Origin of the sequence: Streptomyces roseicoloratus (assembly GCF_004117935.1) — a bacterium.
Taxonomy (GTDB): domain Bacteria; phylum Actinomycetota; class Actinomycetes; order Streptomycetales; family Streptomycetaceae; genus Streptomyces; species Streptomyces roseicoloratus.
Genome location: NZ_SDOY01000110.1, coordinates 75632 through 102545 on the forward strand (window position 1 = coordinate 75632; position 26914 = coordinate 102545).

The following is a 26914-nucleotide window of genomic DNA, read 5'->3' on the forward strand; positions in this document are numbered from 1 at the left end:
CCGTGCGCACCGCGTCGGTGCGGGGGCGAGCAGCTCAGGCGGTGGCGGCCGGCGCGGCGCGCCGGGTCGTCGTCGCGATGGTCGCCGAGCCGACCACCCGCGTGCCGTCGTAGAGCACGATCGCCTGGCCCGGGGCCACGCCGCGGACCGGCTCGTCGAAGGTGACGGTCAGCTCGCCGTCCTCCATCGCCGCGCTCACCGGCGTCTCGCCGCCGTGGGCGCGCAGCTGGGCGGTGTAGCGGCCCGGGCCCTCGGGAGCGGCGCCGCACCAGCGGGGCCTGATCGCGGTGAGGGCGGTGACGTCCAGGGCCTCGGCGGGGCCGACGGTGACGGTGTTGTTCACCGGCGAGATGTCGAGCACGTAGCGCGGCTTGCCGTCGGCGGCCGGGTGGCCGATCCGCAGGCCCTTGCGCTGGCCGATGGTGAAGCCGTACGCGCCCTGGTGGGTGCCCACCTTCGTCCCGGCCTCGTCGACGATGTCGCCCTCCGCCGCGCCCAGGCGGGAGGCGAGGAAGCCCTGTGTGTCGCCGTCGGCGATGAAGCAGATGTCGTGGCTGTCGGGCTTCTTGGCGACCGCGAGGCCGCGCCGCTCGGCCTCCGCGCGGATCTCGTCCTTGGTGGTGAGGGTGTCGCCGAGCGGGAACATCGCGTGGGCGAGCTGCCGCTCGTCGAGGACGCCGAGCACGTACGACTGGTCCTTGGCCATGTCGGACGCGCGGTGCAGCTCGCGGCTGCCGTCCTCGTTGAGGACGACGGTCGCGTAGTGGCCGGTGCAGACCGCGTCGAAGCCGAGGGCGAGCGCCTTGTCGAGCAGCGCGGCGAACTTGATCTTCTCGTTGCAGCGCAGGCAGGGGTTGGGCGTGCGGCCCGCCTCGTACTCGGCGACGAAGTCGTCCACGACGTCCTCGCGGAAGCGCTCGGCGAGGTCCCACACGTAGAACGGGATGCCGATGACGTCGGCGGCCCGCCGGGCGTCACGCGAGTCCTCGATGGTGCAACAGCCCCGCGCGCCGGTGCGGAAGGACTGCGGGTTCGCGGAGAGCGCCAGGTGCACACCGGTGACGTCGTGGCCCGCTTCGACGGCGCGGGCGGCGGCGACGGCCGAGTCCACTCCGCCGGACATGGCGGCGAGGACCCGGAGCGGGCGGGCGGAGGTGCTCTGCGGCGGAGTCTGCGGCGGGGTCTGAGTCATAGCCCTACCAGGGTACGGGGCCGGGGAACCGTGGTCGCCCGGGTAAGCGTTCTCGGTCATGTGGGGAACAAGGGGAGCGGGGGAGAGCGGGCCGTGAAACAGGGCACGGGAGGGAATCGCGCCGGAGGGAAGGGCGCGGGAGGGAATCGCGCCGGTGGGAAGGGTGCCGGGGGCAAGGGTGCCGGGGGCCAGGGGAAGGGTGCCGGCCGGAAGGGCGGGCCTTCCCGGCGCGCGGTCCTGCTCGGCGGCACGGTCGCCGTCGCCGGCGCGGCCGTCTTCGCGCGCGACGAGCTGGGGCGCCTGTACTGGCGGCTGCCCGGCATGGAGAAGAAGCGGGTCGAGGGCGAGCTCGACCACAAGGGCGCGGAGTGGACCGCCGCCTCCGGCTACAACTGGCGGCGCGCCGACCGCCCCGACGACTACGTGATCGACCGCGTGGTGATCCATGTCGTCCAGGGCAGCTACCGGTCCGCGCTGAGGGTCTTCAAGAACCCCGCCCACGGGGCCGCCGCGCACTACGTGGTGCGCAAGGACGGGCACGTGGCCCAGATGATCCGCGAGCTCGACGTGGCCTTCCACGCCGGGAACAGGGACATGAACGAGCGCAGCGTCGGCATCGAGCACGAGGGCTTCGTCGACCGCCCGCAGGACTTCACGCCGGCGATGTACGAGGCCTCCGCCCGGCTCACGGCCGGCATCTGCGCCCGGTACGGGATACCCGTGGACCGGGAGCACATCATCGGGCACGTGGAGGTGCCGGGCACGGACCACACCGATCCGGGCCCGCACTGGGACTGGAAGCGCTACCTCACGCTGGTGCGGCAGGCCCGCGAGAAGATCCCGGCGGCGGGCTGAGGCCGGTCACCGGGCGTGCCCGGCCGCGCCGGGAGGCCTGGCGCGGCGGGAGGCCTGGCTCGCCGGAGGCCTGGCGCGCCGGGAGGCCTGGCGCGCCGGCCTCCGTCAGCTGAGGCCCGCGCTGCGGGCGCGTTCCACCGCCGGGCCGATGGCCTCGGCGACCGCCGCGACGTCCTCCTTCGTGGAGGTGTGGCCGAGGCTGAAGCGGAGGGTGCCGCGGGCCAGGTCCGGGTCGGCGCCGGTGGCGAGCAGGACGTGGCTGGGCTGGGCGATGCCGGCGGTGCAGGCCGAGCCGGTGGAGCACTCGATGCCCGCGGCGTCCAGGAGCAGCAACAGGGAGTCGCCCTCGCAGCCGGGGAAGGTGAAGTGGGCGTTGGCGGGCAGCCGGTCGACCGGGTCGCCGCCGAGGATCACGTCGGGGACGGCGGCGCGGACGGCGGCGACGAGCTCGTCGCGCAGGGCGCCGACGCCGGCCGCGAACTCCTCGCGGCCCTCGGCGGCGAGCCGCCCGGCCACGGCGAACGCGGCCACGGCGGGCACGTCGAGCGTGCCGGAGCGGACGTGCCGCTCCTGGCCGCCGCCGTGCAGGACGGGGACGGGGGTGTGCTCGCGGCCGAGGAGCAGGGCGCCGATGCCGTACGGGCCGCCGATCTTGTGGCCGGAGACGGTCATGGCGGCCAGCCCCGAGGCGGCGAAGTCGACCGGAACCTGACCGAAGGCCTGCACCGCGTCGGCGTGCAGGGGCACGTCGAACTCGGCGGCGACGTCCGCGAGTTCGCGGACCGGCATGATCGTGCCGATCTCGTTGTTGGCCCACATGACGGTGGCCAGGGCGACGGAACCCGGGTCGCGGGCGATGGCCTCGCGCAGGGCTTCGGGGTGGACCCTGCCGTACGGGTCGACCGGCAGGTATTCGACGGTGGCGCCCTCGTGCGTGGCGAGCCAGTCGACGGCGTCGAGGACCGCGTGGTGCTCGACGGGGCTGGCGAGGACCCGGGTGCGGCGCGGGTCGGCGGCGAGCCGGGACCAGTACAGGCCCTTCACGGCGAGGTTGTCGGCCTCCGTGCCGCCGGAGGTGAGGACCACCTCGCTGGGCCGGGCGCCGAGGGCGCCGGCGAGGGTCTCGCGGGCCTCCTCGACGGTCCGCCGGGCGCGGCGGCCGGCCGCGTGCAGCGAGGAGGCGTTGCCCGTGACGGCGAGCTGGGCGGTCATCGCCTCGATCGCCTCGGGAAGCATGGGCGTGGTCGCGGCGTGGTCGAGGTAAGCCATGGTGGGCACGATTCTACGAGGCGGCCGACGGACCGGCCCCGGCCGGTCGCGCGGGCGGCCGGTTCACGCCGCCGTCCCCGTACAGCGCCACGGTCTCGGCGGCCACCTCGGCGAGGTACGCCCGGGCGGCGGGCGGGTCGAGTACCTCCAGGCTCGCACCCATGGTGAGCAGTGGACGCAGTTCACCGAGCTCGGCGAAGGCGAGCTCGACGGTGGTCCACTCGGACGGGGCGCCGGGAGCGGGCGCGGAAGCGGGGACGGCACCGGGAGCAGGCGCCGGAACGGGATGGGACGCGGGGGCGCCCTCGGGTTCCGCGACGGCGTCACCCGCGGCGGCTCCGGCATCGGCGTTCGCGGCGCCCTGGGCCCTGGCTCGGGCGTCCGCTCCCCCGGACCGGCGGGGCGGTGGTGGCGCGGTGAGCCGGTCGCCGTGGAGGCGCAGGAAGCGGTCGTAGCGGTCGCGGTGGACCCGGGCGGTGACGACGAGGTCCGCCGGGCGGCGCTCGACGCGGGCGCGCAGCACCGCCCACACCTCGGCCAGTTCGACGCCGGTGCGGCGGCGGACCGGGGCGTCGAGGACTTCGGCGCCGTGCACGCGGTCGGCGCGGAAGAGGCGGGGCTCGCCGTCGTGGTCGGCGACGAGGTACCAGACGCCGGCCTTCACGACGAGGCCGTACGGGTCGACGGTGTAGGCCTTCGGGGCGGGCGCCCCGCTGCCGCGGTAGCGCAGGGACAGACGGCGGTCGGCGAACACGGCCCGGTGGAGGACGTCGAGGTCCACGTCCGCGCGCGGCCCGCTCATCCAGCGGTCCGGGTCGACCAGGATGCGACGGCTCGTCAGCTCGGCGGCCGGCCGGTGCGGGGCGGGCAGCGCGGCCATCACCTTGCGCAGGGCGGACCCGAGCGCCCGGTCGAGGCCGAGCGCGGCGTGCGCACCCTGGGCGGCGAGCACGAAGAGGGCGCGGGACTCGTCGGCGGTGAGGCCGGTGACGTCGGTGCGGTAGCCGGGGAGCAGGGCGATCCCACCGTGCCGGCCGCGCTCGGCGTACACGGGAACGCCGGCCGCCGAGAGCGCCTCGACGTCCCGGTAGACGGTCCGCACCGACACGTCGAGCTTCTCGGCGAGTTCGCTCGCCGGGACGAGGCTCCGGGTCTGGAGCAGCAGGAGCAGGGACAGCAGCCGGTCGGACTTCACCCACCGGACCCTCTCACGCTGTGCGCGGCCGCTCGCCCTCGACCGGTCCCCCGGTCCCGCTGCCGGGGCGGACTGCCGCCCGCCCCGTTCGTTCAGTCGCGCGGGGCGCGGGCCAGCTGGCGGGACTGGGCCACCAGGCGGTCGGCGCTGTCCCAGACCTCGGCGTCCTCCTCCAGGAAGCCGCCCGCGAGGTTGCGGGTGGTGATGGAGACGCGCAGCGGGCCGGGGGCCGGGCGGCGGCGGACGTGGGTGGTGAGCTCGACGGTGGGCGTCCAGCCCTTGAGGCCCAGCTCGAAGGAGGTCGGCGGCAGGGCGTCGACGGCGAGGAGCAGGGAGAGCGGGTCGTGCGCGCGGCCGTCGGCGAGGTCGAACCAGGCCCGCATCTCGCCCTTGCCGGAGGGCGCGCCGACGGCCCAGCCGACGCAGGCCGGGTCGAGGCGGAGGTCGAGCCGGTCGACGATGGCGGAGGAGCCGGGGATCCGCGGGTCCGGGTTGTCGGCGGCGCTGAAGCACTGCCCGGCCGGCGGGATCGCGGGCGGGGTCGCGGTGGTGCGGACGTCGTCCGTGAGGGTGTCGAGGTCGCCGTACGAGGCGAGGACGCGGATCCGCTCGACCTCGGTGCCGTCCTCGGCGTACTGGAAGAGGGACGCCGTGCCGGTGGAGAGCGTACGGCCGGTGCGCACGGTCTCGGTGCGGATCACCGCCGGGCCCGGCACGGACGGCGTGAGGTAGTGCGCCGAGATCGTGAACGGGTCCGGGTGCGGCAGGTGGTCGCCGAGCGCGCGGCCGAGGAGAGCGAGGAGGTAGCCGCCGTTGACGGCGGCGATGATGGTCCAGCCGGCGGAGAGTTCGGCGTCGTACACGCCGGGCTCGCGGAGGGTGACGGCGGTGTCGCGGTCGAACTCGCTCGTGGCGACGGCGCTCGGCGACTCGATGCTGCTCGTGCTCATATCGGCGACGGTACAGGATTCAGCTACTGAGCGGTAGCTTTTTCGGGTTCCTCGCGGGCGGACGAGCGCCGGTTCCAGGCGCGCGGGGCGCGCCAGTGGAAGCGCATCGCGAGCAGCCGCAGCAGGAAGGCTGCGAGGACCGCCAGCGAGCTGGTGTACGCGTTGAGCACGTCGAAGCGGATGAAGAGCACGACCATCGTCGCGCCCACGATCGCGGGCACGGCGTACAGGTCCCGGTCCCAGCGCAGCAGCGACGGGACCTCGTTGGCCAGGACGTCACGGAGGACACCGCCGCCGACCGCCGTGGCGAGGCCGAGCGCCGCCGAGGAGGTGAGGCCGAGGCCGTAGTCGTACGCCTTGGTCGTGCCGGTCACGCAGAACAGCCCGAGGCCGGCGGCGTCGAAGACGTTGACGGCGGTCTGGGTGCGCTCCACCTCCGGATGGAGGAAGAAGACCAGGACGGTCGCGACCAGCGGCATGAGGAAGTAGCCGAGGTCCGTGAAGGCGGCCGGGGGCACGGCGCCGATGATCAGGTCGCGGAGCAGTCCGCCGCCGAGGGCCGTGACCTCGGCGAGGACAGCCATGCCGAAGACGTCGAAGTTCTTGCGTACGGCGAGCAGCGCGCCGGAGATGGCGAAGACGAAGATGCCGACCAGGTCCAGGGAGTGCTGGACGGACGGGTTGAACAGGTCATGGAGCACCGAACCATTGTCCCGGTTCGGAACCACCGCTTCCGAACCATTCGGTCCGCGCCATCGGCCCGAGCCATGGGTCCGGGCCACCGGCCCGAGCCATGGGTCCGGGCCACCGGCCCGAGCCATGGGTCCGGGCCACCGGCCCGCGCCACCGGTCCCGGCGACCGGTCCGCGCCGCCCCTCCCCGGTCATCACGTGCGCGCCACCGTTCCGGGCGACCGTCCTGGCCACCGGCCCCGCACCGCTTCCGTGGGCCATCGGCCTTCGCCCCCGATCGCGCCGCGCCGCGCCGGTGCGTGTGAGGCCCCGCTGCCGGCCGGCAGCGGGGCCTCACACACGCGTCACGCCTTGGGCGCGTCGTCCGCCTTGACGACGTCCGCCTCGGCGCTGTCCGCCTCGGCGACGGCGGGCGCGGTGTCGGCGGGCGCGGCGTCCTCCGCCTCGTCTGCCTCCGCCCCGTCCGACTCCGCCCCGTCCGCCTTCGCCTCGGGCGCCTCCGCCCCGTCCGCCTTCGCTTCCGCGGGCGCGGCGTCCTCGGCCCGGTCCGTCTCCGCGCGCTCTCCCGTCGCCTGCGCCGGGATCTCCGCCGGCGCGTCCGCCGCGGTGTCGGCGGGCGCGGTGTCGGCGGGCGCGGCGGAGGCCGCCGGCTCGTCGCCCGCGCGGACGATCGTGCCGTCCGCGATCTCGCGCGCGAAGTGGCACGCCACCTTGTGTCCGCCGCCGAGGTCCGTCAGCTGCGGCCGCTCCGTCGCGCAGCGCGTGGCCTGGGCCCACGGGCAGCGGGTGTGGAAGCGGCAGCCGGCCGGCGGGTTGGCCGGGGACGGCAGGTCGCCGTGGAGCAGGATGCGCTCGCGGCGTTCCTCGACCTCCGGGTCCGGGACCGGCACCGCGGACATCAGCGCCTTGGTGTACGGGTGCATGGGCTCCGCGTACAAGGCGTCGCTCGGCGCCTCCTCGACCAGCGAGCCGAGGTACATCACGCCGATGACGTCCGAGATGTGCCGCACCACGGCCAGGTCGTGGGCGATGACCAGGTAGGTCAGGCCCATCGACTCCTGGAGCTCCTCCAGGAGGTTGATGACCTGGGCCTGGATGGAGACGTCCAGCGCCGACACCGGCTCGTCGCAGATGATGACGTCCGGTTCGAGGACCAGGGCCCGCGCGATGCCGATGCGCTGGCGCTGGCCGCCGGAGAACTCGTGCGGGTAGCGGGAGAGGGCGTTGGTGGGCAGACCCACCTTGGCCAGGATCTCCTTGATCTTCTCCCGGCGCTCCTCCTGGTTCGCGCCGATCCCGTGCGCGGCCATGCCCTCGCTCAGGATCGACTCGATGTTCTGCCGCGGGTTGAGGCTGCCCAGCGGGTCCTGGAAGACCATCTGGAGGCGGCGGCGGAAGGAGCGCAGCTCCTTCTCGGAGAGCTTGGCCACGTCGGTGCCGTCGAGCACCACCGAGCCGTCGGTGACGTCGACCAGGCGCAGCACCGCGCGCCCGAGGGTCGTCTTGCCGCAGCCCGACTCGCCGACCAGGCCGTAGGTCTGGCCCGCCTCGACCGACAGCGAGATGCCGTCGACGGCGTAGACGTGACCCACCGTCCGGTCGAAGAGGACGCCCTTCCTGACGGGGAAGTGGACCTTCACTCCGTCGAGTTCCAGCAGGCTCATGCCGGTACCTCCGTGGTGGCCAGGACCGGGTTGACGCAGCGGGCCTGGTGTCCGGCCGCACGCGGTTCGGTCAGTGCGGGCGTGCCGGTGAGGCAGTCCATCTCGTACCGGTCGCAGCGCGGCGCGAAGGCGCAGCCGTCCGCCCAGGCGATCTGGTCGTTGATGGACCCGCGGATGGGGTGCAGCGGCTCGCCGCGCGGCGCGTCGAGCCGGGGGATGGAGCCGAGCAGCCCGTGGGTGTACGGGTGTGTCGGGTGCGCGAACAGCTCCCGGCGGGCGGCGGACTCGACGACCTTGCCCGCGTAGAGCACGTTCACCTGGTCGCACAGGCCGGCGACGACACCCAGGTCGTGGGTGATCATCAGCAGGGCGGTGCCCTCCTGGTCGACCAGTTCCTTGAGGAGTTCGAGGATCTGGGCCTGGATGGTGACGTCGAGCGCGGTGGTCGGCTCGTCGGCGATGAGCAGGCGCGGGGCGCAGGCCACCGCCATGGCGATGAGCGCGCGCTGCCGCATGCCGCCGGACAGCTGGTGCGGGAACTCCTTGAGCCGCCGGTTCGGGTCGGGGATGCCGACCCGGTCGAGCAGGTGGGCGGCCTCCTTGCGGGCGGCCTCGCCCTTCAGGCCGCGGTGGCGCTGGAGGATCTCGGTGACCTGGACGCCGACGGGGACGACCGGGTTCAGCGAGGACAGCGGGTCCTGGAAGATCATCGCCAGGTCGCGGCCGCGCATGTCGCGCATCCTGCGGGGGCTGAGCGTGAGCAGGTCCGTGCCGTCGAAGTCGGCGCGCCCGCCGAGCGTGACGCCCTTGGCCGGCAGGAGCCCCATGAGGGCGAGCGAGGTCACGGACTTGCCGCAGCCCGACTCGCCGACGAGGCCGACGACCTGGCCCTGGTCGACGGTGAAGGAGACGCCGTTGACCGCCCGGACGTCCTTGCGGCCGCGGCCGCCGAAGGTGACGGTGAGTTCGTCCACGGTGAGCAGTGGCATGACTAACCTCGCAGCTTCGGGTCGAGCGCTTCGCGCATGGCCTCGCCGAGCAGGGTGAAACCGAGGGCGGTGATGATGATGCCGACCGCCGGATACACGGACATCATCGGCGCGTTGTCGAAGAACCGCTGCGCCGAGGAGAGCATGACGCCCCACTCCGGGACGGCGGGGTCGGGGTTGCCGAGGCCGAGGTAGGACAGCGCGGCCGCCTCGATGATGGCGGTGGCGAGGCTGAGCGTGGCCTGGACGATCACCGGGCTCAGCGAGTTCGGCATGATCTGGGTGAGCACGATGCGCCGCTTGCGGATGCCCAGGGAACGGGCGGCGAGGACGTAGTCGCTGCGGCCCTGGGCGAGCATCGATCCGCGCAGCAGGCGGGCGAAGATCGGCACCTGCACCACGCCGACGGCGATCATCACCGTGGTGAGGGACTGGCCCATCACGGCGGCGATGGACACGGCGAGGAGCAGCGAGGGCAGCGCCAGCATGATGTCGGTGACGCGCATGACGAAGGAGTCGACGCGCTGGCCGGAGCGTCCGCCGAGGGTGGCGGCCGCGCCGGAGACCGCCCCGATGACCGCGCCCACGACCAGGCCGATGAGCATGGAGACGACGCCGACGAGCAGTGTCTGCCGGGCGCCCACGAGGAAGCGGGAGAAGAGGTCGCGGCCCAGCTGGTCGAGGCCGAACCAGTTCTCGGCGCGCGCACCGACGAACTTGCCCTGGTTGGGGAAGACCTCGCCGCGCCAGGTCTGCTCGATCGGCCCGTACGGGGCGACCCAGGGGCCGATGATCGCGACGATCACGAAGAGGCCGATGATCACGGCGCCGATGACGGCCATCTTGCTGGCGCGCAGCCGGCGCAGTGCCTCGCGCCAGAGGCTGGCTCCGGTCGAGTGCTCGGTGGCCGCGGTGAGTTCGGCGAGCCGGTCGATCTTCGACGTGTTGGTGGATATCAGGCCCATCAGTGCACCCGCACCCTCGGATCGATGACGCTGTACAGGAGATCGACCAGCAGGTTGATCAGCACGTACACCATCGCGATGAACAAGATGAAGCCGACGAGCACCGGGTAGTCACGGGCCTCGATGGCGGTACGGATGAAGGAGCCGATGCCGCCGAAGGAGAAGACGGACTCGGTGAGGACGGCGCCGGAGAGCAGGCTGCCGGTGAGCAGGCCGACGGCGGTGACGACGGGCAGCATCGCGTTGCGCAGGATGTGCCGGCCGCGCACGACGCGGCGCTCCAGGCCCTTGGACTCGGCGGTGCGGACGTAGTCCTCGCCGAGGACCTCCAGGACGCTGGCGCGGGTCATGCGGACGATGACCGCGAGCGGGATGGAGGCGAGGGCGACGGCCGGCAGCACCAGGTGCATGATCGCGTCCCAGCTGGCGTCGAACTCGCCGGTGAGCAGGCCGTCGAGGACGGCGAAGCCGGTGACGTCGGTGGCGTCCAGGCCGGTGGACTGGCGGCCGAAGCTGGGGAAGATGCCGAGTTCGACGGCGAAGACGCCCTTGAGGAGCAGGGCGAGGAAGAAGACCGGGATGCAGATGCCGACGAGCGAGCCGGAGACGGAGGCCACGTCGATCCAGCCGCCGCGCTTGCGGGCCGCCAGGTAGCCGAGCGGGATACCGACGACGGTGGCGATGATCATGGCGGCGATGCTGAGTTCCACCGTGGCGGGGAAGCGCAGCACGAATTCGTCCCAGACCGGCTGTCCGGTCTGCACCGAGGTGCCGAGGTCGAGGTTGAACAGGCGCTTCAGGAAGCGTCCGTACTGGACGTAGACCGGCTGGTCGAGTCCCAGCGTGCGGTTGATACGTGCCACGTCGGCTTCGGTCGCCCGCTCGCCCAGGATCGCTGAGGCGGGTCCGCCGGGCAGTCGGTTCAGCCAGAGGAACAGCAGGACCGACAGGCCGAGCAGGGTGGGTATGAGCTGGAGAAGTCGTCGTACGACGAGTCGCAACACCCCGCGTGCCCCTTTCTTGCGTGGTTCGGGAGTCGGATGCGCGGACGCCCGGTCACGGAGTAACGCGTGACCGGGCGGACCGCTTGGCGAGGTGTTACTTGAAGGAGACCTCGGCGAAGTTCTCCTGCGTGAGCGGGGAGACCTTCGGCGGGACGACGTTCTTGCCGAACGCGATGGCCGGCGGCGAGGAGGTCAGCGGGAGACCCGGCAGGTACTCCATGATCGCCTCGTTGGCGGCCTTGTACAGGTCGGTCCGCTTGGTCGGGTCGCCCTGGAGGGAGCCCGCCTTCACCGCGGTGAAGACCTTGTCGTCCTTGAAGCCCCACTGCTTGTCGGGCTCGGCGAACCAGGTGCCGATGAAGTTGTAGCCGTCGTTGAAGTCACCGGTCCAGCCCAGCATGTGCAGGGCGCAGGAGCCGGACTCGACCGCGTCCAGGTAGTCCGGGTTCCACTTCAGCGGCTTCGGGGTGACCTTGATGCCGGCCTTCTCCAGGTCGGCCTTGATCAGCTCGAAGATGTCCTGCGGGGCAGGCATGTACGGGCGGGTGACCTCGGTCGGGTAGCACATCTCGACCGAGAGGTTGCTCGCACCGGCGGAGGCGAGGAGCTGCTTGGCCTTGGCCGTGTCGAAGGGGTACTTCTTCACGTTCTCGGACCAGCCGGCGACCGTGTCGGGCATGAACTGGGTCGCGACCTTGCCGCCCGCGGGCAGCTGGGTCTTGACGATGTTCTCGCGGTCCACGGCGTGCGCGATGGCCTGGCGGACCTCGGGCTTCTGCAGCGCCGGGTTCTTGGTCTGCGTCATGCCGAGGTAGAGCAGGTTGAAGACGTCACGGGTCGGCACCTTGAAGCCGGCGCTCTCGAGCGTCTTGATGTCGGCGGGCGCGACCAGGTCGTAGCCGTCGATGTCACCGGCCTGGAGCGCCTGGCGGCGGCCCTCCTCGGTGTCGATGGTGCGGATGACCAGGTTCTTCACCTTGGCCTTGTCGCCCCAGTAGTCGTCGAAGCGGGTGAGGCTGACTTCCTTGTTGCCCTTGTTCCACTTCGCGATCTTGTACGGGCCGGTGCCGGCGACCGTGCCGGCCTCCTGGCTGTACTTGGGGTACGTGATGGCGTCGCCCTTGGCGCTCGCCTCCTGCTTCTCGTACTCCTTGATCGCCTTCGGCGAGTGGATCGCGAGCGCCTGGAGCGAGAAGCCGCCGGGCAGGTTGGCGGAGGGTTTGAGGACCTCGATGACCGCCGTGTTCTCGTCCTTCGCGGTGCAGGACTTGTAGTTCGGCGCGGGGGCTTCCTTGTCCTCGTTCTTCGCGAAGCCACCCATGATGTCCTGCCAGTAGGTGGAGATCGCGGAGGACTGGTAGGTGCCCTTCCAGTTGAACCAGTGGTCGTAGTTCGCGCAGACCGCGGCGGCGTTGAACGCCTCGCCGTCGTGGAACTTCACGCCCTTGCGCAGGTTGAACGTCCAGACCGTGCCCTCAGGGTTGCTGGACCACTTCTCGGCGAGACCGCCGACCAGCTTGCTGCCGCCGGACTCGTGCTCGAGCAGCGCCTCGAAGGCCTGCCGGGTGACGCGGAAGGTCTCGCCGTCTGCGGCGAGGGACGGGTCGAGGGAGGCCGGGTCACCGGGGGCGCCGAAGACGAAGGTGTCCTTCGCGCCGTCCTTGTCCCCGTCCTTGCCCCGCTCGCTCGCGCAGCCGGTGGCGATGAGGCCGACCGCGAGGGCCGCCGTCAAAGCCCGGGCTGACCGGGACGTGAGTATTCGCATGGGTCCACCCCTGGGTCGCCATGTGTGGTCGGTCTGACCGGCCGAACGCTACTGGCGCGTGACGCGGCAGAGAACAGTCCGCATAGCGGTGATATCAAGCTGAGACCCGGACAGTTGGCAAATCGGGCGGATGCGGGACATCGCAGCGTCGCCACCCGAAAGCGGAGTCAAAACCTCAGCTCGGCAAGGGATTTCGGCGGGGTTTCCGCGGGAGGTCCGCGGCGGCTCAGCCGCGGTGCGCGGGCGGGTAGCCGTATCCCGGCTGGTGAGACGCGGCGCCCGGTCCCGCGGCGTGCGCGTCGCGGTCGTAGAAGGGACGGGCGTGGGCGTACAGCCACATCGCGACCGGGTCGTACGTGTCGGACATGGCCACCGTGGAGACGGGCAGGCCCTCGGGGACGGCGGAGACGGTCTGGCGCATCATCGCCCGGACCGCCTCGACGGAGGCCGGCGAGGAGTCGTACAGGTCGAGGCCGATGGCGAGGTACGGGGAGCCGATCGCCGGCTGCACCCAGGCGCGGCGCAGCGAGCGGATGGCCGGGGTGCGGTGGGCGTTCTGCGTGAGCAGCGCGTAGAACTGGGGGATCTCGACGGCGGGCTCGGACAGCCGCAGCGGTCCTGCGGGCATCCGGTCGAGGCCGGTGGCGATCCGGCGCAGGTCGGCCCACGGGATGCCGACGCCGCCGCCGGGCGCGTGCGGGTTGAGCCAGATGCCCCAGCGGTCGGGGTAGAGGGCGCGGGCGATCTCGATGCCGGTGACGAGCTCGTGGGCGCGGTTCCAGCCGGAGGCGGCGAGCTCCTGGGCGGAGGTGACGCACGGCGCGTAGCCGTGGCCGTCGATCTCCATGTTGCCGTACTGGGCGTCCGGCGAGCCCGGGGTGCCCTGCCAGAGCAGCATCCACACCTCGGAGCCGGCGAGGGCGTGCAGCAGCTGCTCGTAGGCGTCGTGACGCCCGGGTGTCACCTGGCGCAGCATGTGCTCGACCTGTCCGGTCGCGCCGGTCGCGGCGGTGCCTGACGCGCTCACCGTGGGTCCCGCCCCTCTTTCGTGTCTTGCGTACGGCTCGGCTCGTGGATCGGCCCGGCCGGGATCCTGCTGGGGTCCGGCGTGGGGTGCAGCTTGGGTTTCGACTGGCAGTTCAGCTTAGACGGGGGGTCCGTCACACGGCGGCGCGCTGGAAGAAGGGCCGCACCTTGTCCAGCATCCAGTCGCCGACCGGGTCCTGGGCCACGTCGAGCAGGATCAGGTTGACCGGCCAGGCGACCTCGACGCGGCCGAGGGCCCGGCCGAGGGCGTCGAGCGGCGCGTTGCGGTCGACCTCGGGGCCGGTGAGCCGGACGCCGACGAAGAGGGCGGGTTCGGTGCCCTCGACGCTGGCGAGGGCACGCCGGGCGGAGTGGACGACGCCGGTGGCCTCGAACTCGGCGGAGGCGGCGGCGAGGAAGTCGACCGGGTCGTCCTGCCAGTCGGGCTCGAAGAGGCGGACCCGGCCGCCGGTGGCCGGCCCGTCGAGGGCGGTGCGGCCGGTCCGGCAGAGCTCGGCGACGGCGGGCGGGGGCAGCGGGACGCCGACGGTGCCGCCGGGGTTCACGGCGATGCCGAGCTGCGGCGGCAGACCGCGGGCGAAGTCGCGGGCCGGGGCGACGGTGTACGACATGTGGCTGCCGACGCAGGCGAGGAACTGCTGCTCGGAGCTGAAGACGGGCACGTAGGCGCCGCCCTCGATCTCCATGGTGGGCAGGTCGAGGTCGGTGCTGTCGGGTCCGCCGCCGTTGGGCAGCGGCACCCAGACGGGGCTGCGGCCGAGGACCTCGACGAGGCGGCCTCCGGCGGAGGGGTTGCCGAGGGAGGCGGCCAGTACTTCCTCGAGCTCATTGCCCGGCCACGTCACGTCCACGGTCCTCGTCGTCCCCTTCCCGGCGCTTTCCCGACTCCCGGCGCGGATCCGCCGGACAGGCCGTATGCACCTTAATGGCGGTCCGGCGCCCCTGTGACCGGAAAGGACGCCCGAAAGGGCCGTGTGGTTCACGCCACGTCCCGGAAATCCGGTCACCGGCGGTTCACCCGATGTCGCCGGACCCGGTCCCCGGCGGCTCGGCCACGTCCCGGAATCCGATCTTCCGCAGGGCGTCGGCGGCGGCGCGGTCGAGCAGGGTGACGGAGGCGCAGCCCGGCGGCAGCGCGCCCGCCTCGGCGGTGCGGACCAGGCGGCCGACGGCGCGGCGGTGCCGGGCGAAGGCGTACGAGGAGACGCCGCGGCCGCGCTCCCGCTGGCCGGCGCGGGCGGTGCCGGGGTCGACGTCGAGCAGGATCAGGTGCAGGGCGGCACCGCGTCTGCGGGCCTCGCGGGCGAGCCAGCCGCGCACCCAGGACTGGGTGCCGCAGTCGTGGACGATCACCCCGGCGCCGGCGCGCAGGGCGCGGCGCAGGCCCGCGTAGTGCGCGATCCGGGCGAACGGGCGGTAGACGGCGTACGGCAGGAAGCGGGGCAGCCGGCCCTCCCAGCGCTCCCGGGTGTGCTGGGAGTCGACGGCGCGGCCCTCGGCGGCCCGGCTCATCAGCGTGGACTTCCCGGCGCCGGGCAGCCCGGAGACCACCACGACGTCGCCGGGCGCGTAGGTGAGCACGCGGGGGCTGCGGCCCTCGCGCTCGCGCAGGTCGCGCAGCAGCCGCGCGCGGCGCCGGGTGCGGGCGCGTTCACGCGTGCGCGCCAGGGCGACGGCGCGCTGGGGCGGTATCCCGGTGCTCGCCGCCGCGGCCGCGACTCCGGTGCGCTGGATCGTCATCGGCTCTCCCCCTGTCGGGTCTGCGAAGACCCTTGCCCACGAAGTGTAAAGAAGGGGTAATGCGGCACAAGCGATTTGCGGCACGGATCGGCCGTGCAATGATGAGCGCGCCACGCGCTCGCCCGAGCGCACACAACCGCATACCGGCCGCTCGAATCCGCGCGGGAGAGTTCCGGTCGCCGGCGCCGTCGCGCCGCGTCGCCCGGGCGCCGAAGGAGCAAGTACCTCCCTTGAATCTCTCAGGCCCCGTACCGCGTGGATGAGGCAGATCTGAAAAGCGGGTCGCCCTGGCGTCCCCACCCAAGGTGCAAGCCGACCTCTCGGTGACGAGATGCTCTCGGTGAACCTCTCAGGTTCCATGACAGATGGGGAGGATCGTCCTCACCGTCTTGTCATGTCGTGCCCTGCACGCCCTGGGACCCGGGAGCCACCCGATGAGCACTGCCCCCCGTCTGACCGCCCTCGACGCGCTGCACCGTTCGCTGGGCGCGACCATGACCGACTTCGCGGGCTGGGACATGCCGCTGCGGTACGGCAGCGAGCGCGACGAGCACAACGCCGTCCGCACCAAGGCCGGCCTCTTCGACCTCTCCCACATGGGCGAGATCACCGTCACCGGCCCGCAGGCCGTGGAGCTCCTCGACTACGCCCTGGTCGGCAACATCTCCACCGTGGGCAACGGCCGCGCCCGCTACACGATGATCTGCCAGGAGGACGGCGGCATCCTCGACGACCTGATCGTCTACCGCCTCGGCGAGACGGAGTACATGGTCGTCGCCAACGCCTCCAACGCCCAGGTCGTGCTCGACGCGCTGACCGAGCGCGCGGCCGGCTTCGACGCCGAGGTCCGCGACGACCGCGACGCCTACGCGCTGATCGCCGTCCAGGGCCCGGAGTCCCCCGGCATCCTGAAGCAGCTCACCGACGCCGACCTGGACGGCCTGAAGTACTACGCGGGCCTCCCGGGCACCGTCGCCGGCGTCCCGGCGCTGATCGCCCGCACCGGCTACACGGGTGAGGACGGCTTCGAGCTGTTCCTGAAGCCGGAGCACGCCGAGGGCGTCTGGAAGGCCCTGACCGAGGCCGGCGCGCCGGTCGGCCTGATCCCCTGCGGCCTGTCCTGCCGCGACACGCTGCGCCTGGAGGCGGGCATGCCGCTGTACGGGCACGAGCTGACCACCGCGCTCACCCCGTTCGACGCGGGCCTCGGCCGGGTCGTGAAGTTCGAGAAGACCACGAACGGGGGCCGTTTCGTCGGCCGCGAGGCCCTGGAGAAGGCCGCCGAGCGCGCCGAGACCGCTCCGCCGCGCAGGCTGGTCGGCCTGGTCGCCGAGGGCCGCCGGGTGCCCCGCGCCGGCATGTCCGTGGTCGCGAACGGCGAGGTCGTCGGCGAGATCACCTCCGGCGCCCCGTCCCCGACCCTCGGCAAGCCGATCGCCATGGCGTACGTGGACGCGGCCGTCGCCGAGCCCGGCACCGAGGGCGTCGGCGTCGACGTCCGTGGCACGCACGAGCCGTACACGGTCGTGGCGCTGCCGTTCTACAAGCGCCGGAAGTGACCATGGGGGCCGAGGCCCCCTCGGCCCCGGACGCGGCCGGACCGACACGACCGCACGCGGCACACCGGGCGCGACACGCCCGGACGTGACGCATCCGTCTCGTTCCGCGTCTCACCCCGTAAGACCCACGTTCATCAGCACTCCCCCGATCCAGGAGAATCAGGTCATGAGCAACCCCCAGCAGCTGCGCTACAGCAAGGAGCACGAGTGGCTGTCGGCCGTCGAGGACGGCGTCGCCACGGTCGGCATCACCGAGCACGCGGCGAACGCGCTCGGCGACATCGTGTACGTCCAGCTCCCCGAGGTCGGCGACACCGTGACCGCCGGTGAGTCCTGTGGCGAGCTGGAGTCCACCAAGTCCGTCAGCGAGCTGTACGCGCCCGTGAACGGCGAGGTCGTCGAGGCCAACCAGGACGTCGTGGACGACCCGGCGCTGGTGAACACCGCCCCGTTCGAGGGCGGCTGGCTGTTCAAGGTGCGCATCACGGAGGAGCCGGCCGACCTGCTCTCCGCCGACGAGTACACCGCCTTCACCGCCGGCTAACCGAGACCCCCTAGGGATCGATTCATGTCGCTTCTGAACACCCCTCTCCACGAGCTGGACCCGGACGTCGCCGCCGCCGTCGACGCCGAGCTCCGCCGCCAGCAGTCCACCCTCGAGATGATCGCCTCGGAGAACTTCGCTCCGGTCGCGGTCATGGAGGCCCAGGGCTCGGTCCTCACCAACAAGTACGCCGAGGGCTACCCGGGCCGCCGCTACTACGGCGGCTGCGAGCACGTCGACGTGGCCGAGCAGATCGCGATCGACCGGATCAAGGACCTGTTCGGCGCCGAGTACGCCAACGTGCAGCCGCACTCCGGCGCCTCCGCCAACCAGGCCGCGCTGTTCGCGATCGCCCAGCCCGGCGACACGATCCTCGGTCTCGACCTGGCGCACGGCGGCCACCTCACCCACGGCATGCGCCTGAACTTCTCCGGCAAGCAGTTCAACGTGGTCGCGTACCACGTGGACGAGGCCGGTCTGGTGGACATGGCCGAGGTCGAGCGCCTCGCCAAGGAGCACCGCCCGAAGGTGATCATCGCCGGCTGGTCGGCGTACCCGCGTCAGCTGGACTTCGCCGAGTTCCGCCGGATCGCCGACGAGGTCGAGGCGTACCTGTGGGTCGACATGGCCCACTTCGCGGGCCTGGTCGCGGCCGGTCTGCACCCGAACCCGGTCGCGTACGCGGACGTGGTGACCTCCACCACGCACAAGACGCTCGGCGGCCCGCGCGGCGGCATCATCCTGGCGAAGAAGGAGTTCGCGAAGAAGCTGAACTCCTCGGTCTTCCCCGGCTTCCAGGGCGGCCCGCTGGAGCACGTGATCGCCGCCAAGGCCGTGTCCTTCAAGGTCGCCGCCTCGGAGGAGTTCAAGGAGCGCCAGCAGCGCACGCTGGACGGCGCCCGGATCATCGCCGAGCGCCTGGTCCAGGACGACGTCACCCAGCACGGCGTGTCCGTGCTGTCCGGCGGCACCGACGTCCACCTGCTCCTGGTCGACCTGCGCGACAGCGAGCTGGACGGCCAGCAGGCCGAGGACCGCCTCCACGAGGTGGGCATCACGGTCAACCGGAACGCCGTTCCGAACGACCCGCGCCCGCCGATGGTCACCTCCGGCCTGCGCATCGGCACGCCGGCCCTCGCCACCCGCGGCTTCCAGGCCGAGGACTTCCGCGAGGTCGCCGACATCATCGCCGAGACGCTGAAGCCCGGCTTCGACGCGGAGGCGCTGAAGGCCCGGGTGACCGCTCTGGCCGAGAAGCACCCGCTGTACCCCGGCCTGAAGTAATTTCGTACGCTTTAGTTCCGAGCACGTTCGTACGAAACATCCGGGGCACCGCGCACACTGGACAGTGAGCGCGGTGCCCCACCCCATGTCACCCCCGCTCGACCGCCTCCCCCCACCCCTCCCTGCTTGTTTCTGCACCACCCCGGCAGACAACGGCGTCTAGCCCCACAAGGAGTCCCCGTGGCCATCTCGGTCTTCGACCTGTTCTCGATCGGCATCGGTCCGTCGAGCTCCCACACGGTGGGCCCGATGCGCGCGGCCCGGATGTTCGCCCGACGGCTGAAGAACGAGGGCCTGCTCGCCCACACGGCGGCGATACGGGCGGAGCTGTACGGCTCGCTCGGCGCCACCGGCCACGGCCACGGCACCCCGAAGGCCGTCCTGCTCGGCCTGGAGGGCCACTCGCCGCGCACGGTGGACGTGGAGAAGGCCGACGACGAGTTCGAGCGGATCAAGGAGAGCGGCCGGATCAACCTGCTCGGCGCGCACGAGATCCCGTTCTCGTTCGACGACGACCTGGTCCTGCACCGCCGCAAGGCCCTGCCGTACCACGCCAACGGCATGACGGTCTTCGCGTACGACGCCGAGGGCGCGCTCGTCCTGGAGAAGACCTACTACTCGGTCGGCGGCGGCTTCGTCGTGGACGAGGACGCCGTCGCGGGCGAGAACCCGATCATCCCCGACGACACCGTCCTGAAGTACCCCTTCCGCACGGGCGACGAGCTGCTCCGCCTCGCCAAGGAGACGGGCCTGTCCATCTCCTCCCTGATGCTGGAGAACGAGAAGGCCTGGCGCACGGAGACGGAGATCCGCGAGGGCCTCCTGGAGATCTGGCGCGTCATGCAGGCCTGCGTCTCCCGCGGCATGTCCCGCGAGGGCATCCTGCCCGGCGGCCTGAAGGTCCGCCGGCGCGCCGCGACCTCGGCCCGCAAGCTGCGCTCCGAGGGCGACCCGGCCGCGCACGCGATGGAGTGGATCACTCTGTACGCGATGGCCGTGAACGAGGAGAACGCGGCGGGCGGCCGCGTGGTCACCGCCCCGACGAACGGCGCGGCCGGCATCATCCCCGCGGTGCTGCACTACTACATGAACTTCGCGGCCGGCTCCTGCACGCCGGAGGAGAAGGAGGACGGCGTGGTCCGCTTCCTCCTGGCCGCCGGCGCGATCGGCATGCTCTTCAAGGAGAACGCCTCCATCTCCGGCGCCGAGGTCGGCTGCCAGGGCGAGGTCGGCTCCGCCTGCTCCATGGCCGCCGGCGCCCTCGCCGAGGTCCTGGGCGGCTCCCCGGAGCAGGTCGAGAACGCCGCCGAGATCGGCATGGAGCACAACCTGGGCCTCACCTGCGACCCGGTCGGCGGCCTGGTCCAGATCCCGTGCATCGAGCGCAACGGCATGGCGGCGGTCAAGGCCGTCACGGCGGCGAAGATGTCGATGCGCGGCGACGGCAGCCACCTGGTCTCGCTCGACAAGGTCATCAAGACCATGAAGGACACGGGCGCGGACATGAGCGTCAAGTACAAGGAGACGGCCCGCGGCGGCCTCGCGGTGAACATCATCGAGTGCTGATGTTGTGGGCCCTGACCGGCGCGTTTGCTGACGTCCGCGCTGTCAGTCAGGGCCTTCACTGCATGCACGGCGGAGTCCCTGGGAGTCGGCCGTCGACGCCAAGCGCGCGATCCTCCGCGGTGACGCGGCGGACTCGGCGGACGCCACGTGAGCGGCACGCTCGTCCTGGACCGCGACGAGGCGGCTCCGCTCCTCACCGCGTCCCGAACCCCTCCCGCGTCCCGTATCCCGGCACCGTCGGGGCGTCCTGGGGTCGCGGGGGTGCGGGCCTCGGGGATTCGGATCCCGGGGGTTCGTCGGTCAGCAGGGAGTACGGGCGGCGCAGGGCGAACGCGCCGGGGAGGTCGAGACGGCGGCCCCGGCGTTCGGCGATCGGCGTGTTCTGGACCGCCAGGCCCACGTCGACCACGCAGTCCCCCGCGCTGATCCCGGTCAGGAAGGCGTCGCGCACCACGCAGACGAGCCCGGAGACCTCGAGGGCCAGGTTCAGCACCACCTCCAGGGTGCCGATCTTCGCGCCGTCCACGTAGAGGTCGACGTACGGCCGGTGCGCGGAGGTGATGCGGTGCCGGGCCAGCGCGACGACCTCCTCGCTGCCGGGCAGGTCCCGGGTACGGCGGGCGGCGGACCGCAGGCCCGCGTGGCCGCGCCAGCCGGCGGCCGCCAGGTCGAGCACGTCGAGGCCCAGGAAGTCGTCGACGACCGTCGCCAGCTCGTGCTCGACGGCCCGGTCGGCGGCGGGCGTCCTGCCGCGTACGGGGGCGAGCAGCGGGCCGGCCGTGCCGTGGGCGCGCAGCGGCTCGTCGAGGCTCTCGCCTGGGTCGAACAGGAACGCGCGGACGGATGTGGGGGCCGGGGCCGCCACGGGCGGGGTCACGGTCGTGGTCATCGCTCCTCCTCACCGGAGCCGCCGGGACCGTGGCGGCCGTCGGAGCCGCCAGGGCCGCCGGAGCCGTCGCGTCCTTCGAGTCCGTCGCGTCCTTCGAGTCCTTCGAGTCCTTCGAGTCGCTGGTATCCGGGGTCCGGGTGCGGGTCGAGCCGGGTGGTGTGGGTCGGGTGCTCGCCGGGCGCCCGGTCCTCGGTCAGCGCCGTGGCGCCGCCGGCGGGCCGCAGGGCGGCGCGTACGTGCTTGTGCACCCAGCGCGGGCCGCGGTGCAGCCTCCCGAAGTAGACGAGCGCGGCCACGGCGAGCGCGAGCGCGGCACCGGAGGTCCCGCCGACGACCACACCGACGGGCGTGGTGGAACCCTCGCCGCCACCACCGCCACCGTCCGTGCCCCCGCCGTCGGTGCCGCCGTTGTCGGTCCCACCGTTATCGGTCCCACCGTTGTCCGTCCCGCCGTTATCGGTGCCGCCGTTGTCGGTGCCGCCGTTGTCCGTGCCACCGTTATCGGTGCCACCGTTGTCCGTCCCGCCGTTGTCCGTGCCACCGTTATCGGTCCCACCGTTGTCCGTCCCGCCGTTGTCCGTGCCACCGTTATCGGTCCCACCGTTGTCCGTCCCGCCGTTGTCCGTGCCGCCCGGGGTTTCCACGACGTAGTCGGCGTCCGCGTACAGGGACGGATCATCGGTGCACTCGGCTCGGATGGTGTACGTGTTCGGGGTGGTGCCCTCCGCCACGACCGCCGTGGACGAGAAGGCGCCGATCTCCGTCACCGGGATGCCGGACGCGAGCTCGGGCCCGCCGAGCACGTACAGGTAGACGGTTTCGGCGGTGCACCCGTCGAAGCCCCTGCCCCGGGCGTCGAACGAGTCTCCGACCGATCCGCGGTCGGGGCTGAGCGTGAGGGTCGGGGTCTCGTCGGGGGTGGTGGTGCCGCCGCCCTCCCCGGTCACCGTGAAGGACGCCGAGCCGACGTGGTAGTCGCCGGTGTCGGGGTCCTCGTCGCACGACGCCTCGATCGAGTGCACCCCTGCCGGGGTGCCCTCCGGCACGGTGATGGAGCCGGAGATCTCGGGCACGTACACCGTGCCCGGCACGGCGTGCCCGCCGTCGAAGGTGATCGTCACCGAGTCGCACACCTCGAAGCCCTGGCCGCCGACCGCCACCTCCGTCCCGGCCGGACCGGACTCCGGGGTCAGGTGGATCCCCGCGTTCAGCGGCGCGGCCACCCCGGCCGGTGTGCGCGCCGTCGCCGCCGTCGCCGGTGGCGGGAAGGCGACCGGCCCCACGCTGATCGCCGCGCTCAGAAGCACCGCCGTCAGCATTCGACGCGCCAGTCGCAGGGCAGTGGACATGAGGGTGAGGGGGGTGGGGGTCGCCTTCCATTCTCCTCCGGTCCGCTGGCCTCCGCTCGCCCGGAGGCTCCGTCACGGCAGCAGCCAGTGCGGGTCCGGGACGACCGTGAGGAGGGCCGAGACGACCATGACCGCCGCCAGGACGGACAGCTCGACCCGGGCGGGCGGCTGGGCGTCCTCGTCACGGAGCATGCGGCGGCGGGCCGTGAGGGCGAGGAGGGCGGTCAGACCGAACAGGGCGAGCTTGACCAGGAGGACCCTGCCGTACGCGGTGGTGAGGACACCGTCGAGCGGGAGGCGGCGCAGGGTGGAGCAGGTGCCGGTGACGGCGAGGGCGCCGAACACCCAGGCGGCCATCCTCGCGTAGCGCATCAGGACGTCCCGCCCTCCGCCGCGCAGCCGCATGGTGCGCAGCACGTACAGGAGGGTGCCGAACCAGAGCGACGCGGCCGTCAGGTGGACGACCGTGAGGGCGATGCCGATCGCCGGCGTGTACGCCTCGGGGTGGGCGCGCATCGCCTCGGCGACGACGGCGACGGCGAGCGGTCCGGCGGCGAGGGCCGGACGTCTGGTCGCCGCGCAGACGGCGGCGAGCGCCAGCGCGTTGGCGGTGACGAGGAAGAGGCGGCCTTCGCGCAGCCCGTACACGGTGCTGAGCTTCAGCCCGCTGACCATGGCGAGGAGCAGGAGGAGGCACGCGGACGCGGCGCAGCCCGCGACGGCGGCCGGGACGGACCAGCGGCGGGGCAGCGGGCCCCCGCGGGCGATCCGTACGCCGGCGATCTCGCCGATGTGGACGGCGAGCGCGGTGACGACGACGAGCCGCAGCACGGTGGTGGTGCCGGCGGCGGGGATCTCCAGTTCGCCGGTGCCGGTCTGTGCGAGCGAGGCGCCGAGCAGGGCGACGGTGAGGACGGCGACCGCGGCGATCACGGCTGCCGTCAGGCGACGGGTCGGGGTGCCGAAGGGGCCTGGGAGCGTCACCTCATGATCGTCACCGGGGTCCGGACGGGCGGCAACTCACGTACGTACGCTTGGTCGTATGGTCGTGCGGCGCCGCCCGTCCGCGCCCCGGACGGTGCGTTCCGGGGTCAGGCCTTGCTGAGGTGGGCCCAGAACTCGTCCCAGGAGAGGACGCCGTCGCCGTTGTCGTCGCGCTGCTTGATGAGCGCCTCGGCGACCGTCTCGGTCACGTGGAAGTCGCCCATCTCGGCCATGACGTGCTTGTACTCGGCGGCCGTGATGAAGCCGTCCCCGTCCACGTCGAACTTGTTGAATGCCGTACGTGCCGACTCGATGTCCGCCACTGTTTCCGCCCCTTCATGGTGCTTGATGTCGGGGGCCAGATTAGCGGGCGCCCGGGTGGCGGATCATGGGGGCATGAACAGTGATCCGGCGGAGATCCTGGCGGCCGCGGCGCGCGGGGAGTTCCCACCGGCGGACGGGGCGACGACGATCGTGCCGCGGCCGAACGGCCGGGACGCGGGGGTGCTGTCGTTCACCGCGCACTCGGTGGTGTTCCCGGACGAGGACCCGGAGTGGATCCGGGCGGAGCCGGCGGCGGACTCGACGGACTCGACGGACCCTCTGGTGGCCGGCATGACGCCGCGGTTCCACGCGGCGCTGATGGCGCGCACGGGCCGGCGGGTGCACACGGTCGACCTGATGACGGTGGCGGAGGCGCTGCCCGGCGCGCCGGCGACGGCGGCCCGCCATCTGCCCCCGGACGCCGTGGTGGGGGCGCAGAACACCCCCGGCAACGCCCGCAGCGTCCGCGCCTTCCAGGCGGCGGGATACCGCCCGGTGGGTGCGGAGGCCCTGCTCGCCGCGGAGTGAGCCGGATGGGACGGAAGGCCGGCCCGCCGGCCGAGCCGGGCCGTACCGGGGGCGCACCCGGGCCGCACCCCGGCCGCGACGGGCGGTACGGCCCGGCCCGCTCCCGGCCCGGGTCCACCCGGCCCCGAACCGGCTGCCGGCTGCCGGCCACCGGCCACCGGCCACCGGCTCAGCGGAAGATGCCCGTGTGGCCGAGCGAGTAGCGGCCCGGCTGCGGGTAGACGGCGAGGCCGTGCGGGCCGCTGCCGACGGGGACGCGGGCCAGCTGCTTCCCGGTGGTGGTGTCGATGGCGTACACCTCGGAGTCGTAGCGGCCGGAGAGCCACAGCACCTTGCCGTCGGCGGAGACCCCGCCCATGTCGGGGGATCCGCCGTCCGGGAGGGGCCACTTCTTGGTGAGCTCGTTCCTGGTGAAGTCGAAGACGGAGATGGTGCCCTCGCCGCGGTTGGACACGTACATCTCCCTGGAGTCGCGGGAGACGTAGAGGCCGTGGCAGCCCTTGCCGGTGGGCAGCAGCTTCGGGGTGGTGAACTTCTCGCCGTCGAGCACCCACATGCCGTGGGCCATCATGTCGGCGATGTAGAAGGTCTTGCCGTCCGGGGAGATCTTCACGTCCTGCGGCATGGCGCCCTCGAAGGGCAGTTTCTGCTGGCCGATCACCTCCATCTTCTCGGTGTCGACCTTGAGCAGTTCGCCGGAGAACTCGCAGGAGACGACGAAGTACCGCCCGTCGGCGGAGAAGTCGGCGTGGTTGACGCCGTAGCAGGAGACGGGGACGGTCTTCTTCCGGTCCATCGTGTGCGGGTCGCGGAAGACCAGCTCGCGGTCGAGCGAGGCCATGACGACGGCGTACTTGCCGTTCGGGGTGAAGTACAGGTTGTACGGGTCGTGGACCTCGACGGGCTTGCCGGCGACGCCGGTCGCCGGGTCGATCGGGGTGAGGGTGTGGCCGCGGTTGTTGTTGACCCAGAGGGTCTTCATGTCCCAGGAGGGGACGACGTGCTGCGGCTGGATGCCGACCGGGATGGTCTCGATGACCTTGTAGGTGGCGGGGTCGATGACGGAGACGGTGTTGGAGTTGGTGTTGGGCACGTAGACCCGGGACGGGAAGTTCCTGACGACCGGCGACAGCTGGTTCGGACGGTCGGCCGCGTAGACGTCGTCGGGTTCGAGCAGGGGCGGCATGCCGGGCAGTCCGTCGGGCGCCGCGGCGGGCTTCGGCACGGCGGGGGCGGCCGCGGCCTTCTTCACGCCGCCGGTGGTGTCGGTGGCGGCCGGGCGGGGGCTGCCGCAGGCGGCGAGGCCGAGGGCGAGGAACAGTCCGGCGGCGGCCAGGCTCTTCGTACGGCGGGCGTGCGGGCGGCCGTTCGGGCGGCCGTTGGGGCGGGGTGCGTGCGGGCCGGTGGTGTGCGGGCCGGCGGTGGGGGTCGGCATCAGGTCAGCAACTCCGTGGTGGTCACCGCGGAGAGCCCGCGGCGGTCGAGGTCGGCGAGGAGGAGGGGCAGCGCGGCGACGGTGTCCGGGTAGCCGAAGTGGAGGCTCACGACCGAGCCGTCGCGGATCCGTCCGGCGACGTTGGCGACGACGGCCTCGGGCCCCGGCGAGGTGAAGTCGAAGGAGTCGACGTCGTACGAGAGCACGTGGGGGTATCCGGCGCGGCGGGCGGCCCTGCGGACGGTCTCGGTGGCGTGCTGCGTGCGGGAGGGCCGGAACCAGGTGCCGATGGATCCGGTGAGGCGGCGCAGCCGGCGGGCGCAGCCGGCGATCTCGGCGTGCGCCTCGGCCTCGGTCATGGCGGTGATGTCGAGGTGGCGCTGGGTGTGGTTGCCGAGGTCGTGGCCGCCGTCGAGGATCCGGCGTGCCATGTCGGGGTGGCGGTCGAGCCACTCGCCGACGGCGAGGACGGTGACGTGGGCGCCGGCCCGCTCGGCGTGGTCGAGGATCGCGCGGGCGGTGGCGGGCTCGCCCTGGCCGTGGAAGGTGAGGGCGACCCGGGGGCGGTCGCGGGGGCCGTTGGCGATCTCGACGGGGCGCCCCGGCCAGCGGCGGGGCGCGGGCGGGGCGACGGGTGCGGCGGGCGCGGGCCGCTGTCTTCGGGGCTCGGGGCGGGGCTCCGTGTCGCAGGCGGCGGCGAGGGCTCCCGCGAGGGCGGTGGCCGCGCCCGCCCGGAGGGCACCGCGGCGGTCGGTCGGCATCACGGCACCATTTAAGGGCCGATGCGTCCGAAAGGTAACGATTGGGCCGTTTCAGGACGTTTGCGGGTCACGCTCAGCCGTCCAGCATGCGGACGAGTCGAGGAAACACGCAATGAAGCCCATATTTATTCATGGTTTTCAAGGCAGGTGCTGTACGTCACCAACGATTCATCGTCGAATCGTTCACCTTTGTCCGGTTCTGGCACGGTAAGGACTTTTGGCACCGAGGCCACCTGTCTGCCATAGTCGATGACACGACCCCCATTGACCCGGGCCAGGTCGACAGAGCTGCCGCGGATACACCCCCCGATCCGCGGCGCACCACACGAGAGCCCCCAGGCGCCCCATCACGGCGGACGGGGGC

25 protein-coding genes and 1 riboswitch are annotated in these 26914 nt (G+C 72.5%); of the genes, 6 read left to right on the top strand and 19 right to left on the bottom strand.

The features are described from left to right. Nucleotides 1-34 precede the first annotated feature (34 nt). The gene (gene mnmA / locus ESG85_RS12855; protein ID WP_128978635.1) at nt 35-1192 is read right to left on the bottom strand and encodes a tRNA 2-thiouridine(34) synthase MnmA; all 1158 of its coding nucleotides are present in this window, start codon (nt 1190-1192) and stop codon (nt 35-37) included. A 237-nt stretch (nt 1193-1429) separates the two neighbouring features. Here mnmA and ESG85_RS12860 point away from each other — a divergent pair, with 237 nt between their 5' ends. Next, nucleotides 1430-2047: an N-acetylmuramoyl-L-alanine amidase gene (locus ESG85_RS12860; RefSeq protein ID WP_246094974.1), complete on the top strand. Its 618-nt coding sequence runs from the start codon at nt 1430-1432 to the stop codon at nt 2045-2047. A gap of 105 nt (nt 2048-2152) precedes the next feature. Here the strand turns inward: ESG85_RS12860 and ESG85_RS12865 are convergent, their stop codons facing one another. The 12 genes from ESG85_RS12865 to ESG85_RS12920 all read right to left on the bottom strand — a co-directional run bounded on the left by ESG85_RS12865 (nt 2153) and on the right by ESG85_RS12920 (nt 15327). After that, nucleotides 2153-3316: a cysteine desulfurase family protein gene (locus ESG85_RS12865; protein WP_128978639.1), complete on the bottom strand. Its 1164-nt coding sequence runs from the start codon at nt 3314-3316 to the stop codon at nt 2153-2155. 13 nt (nt 3317-3329) lie between these two features. Next, nucleotides 3330-4511, bottom strand: a complete 1182-nt coding sequence (locus tag ESG85_RS12870; protein ID WP_128978641.1) for a helix-turn-helix transcriptional regulator — start codon at nt 4509-4511, stop codon at nt 3330-3332. Nucleotides 4512-4603: 92 nt separating this feature from the next. Further along, nucleotides 4604-5461, bottom strand: coding sequence for a thioesterase family protein (locus ESG85_RS12875; RefSeq protein WP_128978643.1), 858 nt, complete (start codon nt 5459-5461; stop codon nt 4604-4606). Between the two features lie 23 nt (nt 5462-5484). Next, nucleotides 5485-6162 (bottom strand): trimeric intracellular cation channel family protein, encoded by a 678-nt coding sequence (locus ESG85_RS12880; RefSeq protein WP_128978645.1) that lies wholly within the window; start codon nt 6160-6162, stop codon nt 5485-5487. A 335-nt stretch (nt 6163-6497) separates the two neighbouring features. Continuing rightward, nucleotides 6498-7817: an ABC transporter ATP-binding protein gene (locus ESG85_RS12885; RefSeq protein ID WP_128978647.1), complete on the bottom strand. Its 1320-nt coding sequence runs from the start codon at nt 7815-7817 to the stop codon at nt 6498-6500. Next, nucleotides 7814-8806: an ABC transporter ATP-binding protein gene (locus ESG85_RS12890; RefSeq protein WP_128978648.1), complete on the bottom strand. Its 993-nt coding sequence runs from the start codon at nt 8804-8806 to the stop codon at nt 7814-7816. Before ESG85_RS12890 ends, ESG85_RS12885 begins: the two co-directional genes overlap by 4 nt. A 2-nt stretch (nt 8807-8808) precedes the next feature. Then, nucleotides 8809-9771, bottom strand: coding sequence for an ABC transporter permease (locus ESG85_RS12895; RefSeq protein ID WP_128978650.1), 963 nt, complete (start codon nt 9769-9771; stop codon nt 8809-8811). Further along, nucleotides 9771-10775 carry an ABC transporter permease gene (locus ESG85_RS12900; protein WP_128978652.1) on the bottom strand — a complete coding sequence of 335 codons (1005 nt, stop codon included), beginning with the start codon at nt 10773-10775 and terminating at the stop codon, nt 9771-9773. The genes ESG85_RS12895 and ESG85_RS12900 overlap by 1 nt, the downstream gene beginning before the upstream one ends. Nucleotides 10776-10869: 94 nt before the next feature. Then, nucleotides 10870-12540, bottom strand: a complete 1671-nt coding sequence (locus tag ESG85_RS12905; protein WP_128978654.1) for an ABC transporter substrate-binding protein — start codon at nt 12538-12540, stop codon at nt 10870-10872. Between the two features lie 226 nt (nt 12541-12766). Continuing rightward, on the bottom strand, nt 12767-13567 hold the full coding sequence (locus ESG85_RS12910) for an enhanced serine sensitivity protein SseB C-terminal domain-containing protein (RefSeq protein ID WP_128978656.1): 801 nt from the start codon (nt 13565-13567) through the stop codon (nt 12767-12769). Between the two features lie 133 nt (nt 13568-13700). Beyond that, a complete protein-coding gene (locus ESG85_RS12915; protein ID WP_128978658.1) occupies nt 13701-14438 on the bottom strand; it encodes an enhanced serine sensitivity protein SseB in 738 nt (245 codons plus the stop codon). Between the two features lie 163 nt (nt 14439-14601). Continuing rightward, on the bottom strand, nt 14602-15327 hold the full coding sequence (locus ESG85_RS12920; protein WP_128978660.1) for an AAA family ATPase: 726 nt from the start codon (nt 15325-15327) through the stop codon (nt 14602-14604). A gap of 152 nt (nt 15328-15479) precedes the next feature. After that, nucleotides 15480-15591: riboswitch (glycine riboswitch) on the top strand. A 170-nt stretch (nt 15592-15761) separates the two neighbouring features. Here ESG85_RS12920 and gcvT point away from each other — a divergent pair. The 4 genes from gcvT to ESG85_RS12940 all read left to right on the top strand — a co-directional run bounded on the left by gcvT (nt 15762) and on the right by ESG85_RS12940 (nt 20280). Then, the gene (gene gcvT / locus ESG85_RS12925) at nt 15762-16886 is read left to right on the top strand and encodes a glycine cleavage system aminomethyltransferase GcvT (protein WP_128978662.1); all 1125 of its coding nucleotides are present in this window, start codon (nt 15762-15764) and stop codon (nt 16884-16886) included. Nucleotides 16887-17052: 166 nt separating this feature from the next. After that, nucleotides 17053-17430, top strand: a complete 378-nt coding sequence (gene gcvH, locus ESG85_RS12930) for a glycine cleavage system protein GcvH (protein WP_128978664.1) — start codon at nt 17053-17055, stop codon at nt 17428-17430. Nucleotides 17431-17454: 24 nt separating this feature from the next. After that, on the top strand, nt 17455-18714 hold the full coding sequence (glyA, locus tag ESG85_RS12935; RefSeq protein WP_128978667.1) for a serine hydroxymethyltransferase: 1260 nt from the start codon (nt 17455-17457) through the stop codon (nt 18712-18714). Nucleotides 18715-18894: 180 nt separating this feature from the next. Further along, nucleotides 18895-20280, top strand: a complete 1386-nt coding sequence (locus tag ESG85_RS12940) for an L-serine ammonia-lyase (RefSeq protein ID WP_128978669.1) — start codon at nt 18895-18897, stop codon at nt 20278-20280. 193 nt (nt 20281-20473) lie between these two features. Here the strand turns inward: ESG85_RS12940 and ESG85_RS12945 are convergent, their stop codons facing one another. The 4 genes from ESG85_RS12945 to ESG85_RS12960 form a co-directional block, all read right to left on the bottom strand. Next, entirely contained in the window at nt 20474-21169 is a 696-nt protein-coding gene (locus tag ESG85_RS12945; protein WP_128978671.1) for a hypothetical protein, read from the bottom strand. Next, nucleotides 21166-22518, bottom strand: coding sequence for a hypothetical protein (locus ESG85_RS35310; RefSeq protein ID WP_181019024.1), 1353 nt, complete (start codon nt 22516-22518; stop codon nt 21166-21168). Before ESG85_RS35310 ends, ESG85_RS12945 begins: the two co-directional genes overlap by 4 nt. A 72-nt stretch (nt 22519-22590) precedes the next feature. Then, on the bottom strand, nt 22591-23502 hold the full coding sequence (locus ESG85_RS12955; RefSeq protein WP_128978673.1) for a copper resistance D family protein: 912 nt from the start codon (nt 23500-23502) through the stop codon (nt 22591-22593). A 107-nt stretch (nt 23503-23609) separates the two neighbouring features. Further along, nucleotides 23610-23825 carry an EF-hand domain-containing protein gene (locus tag ESG85_RS12960; RefSeq protein WP_128978675.1) on the bottom strand — a complete coding sequence of 72 codons (216 nt, stop codon included), beginning with the start codon at nt 23823-23825 and terminating at the stop codon, nt 23610-23612. Between the two features lie 73 nt (nt 23826-23898). Here ESG85_RS12960 and ESG85_RS12965 point away from each other — a divergent pair, with 73 nt between their 5' ends. After that, nucleotides 23899-24354, top strand: coding sequence for a hypothetical protein (locus ESG85_RS12965; protein ID WP_128978677.1), 456 nt, complete (start codon nt 23899-23901; stop codon nt 24352-24354). 169 nt (nt 24355-24523) lie between these two features. Here the strand turns inward: ESG85_RS12965 and ESG85_RS12970 are convergent, their stop codons facing one another. Together ESG85_RS12970 and ESG85_RS12975 are read right to left on the bottom strand one after the other, a co-directional pair. Then, a complete protein-coding gene (locus ESG85_RS12970) occupies nt 24524-25789 on the bottom strand; it encodes a YVTN family beta-propeller repeat protein (RefSeq protein WP_128978679.1) in 1266 nt (421 codons plus the stop codon). Further along, nucleotides 25789-26550 carry a polysaccharide deacetylase family protein gene (locus ESG85_RS12975; protein ID WP_128978681.1) on the bottom strand — a complete coding sequence of 254 codons (762 nt, stop codon included), beginning with the start codon at nt 26548-26550 and terminating at the stop codon, nt 25789-25791. Before ESG85_RS12975 ends, ESG85_RS12970 begins: the two co-directional genes overlap by 1 nt. Nucleotides 26551-26914: the final 364 nt, after the last annotated feature.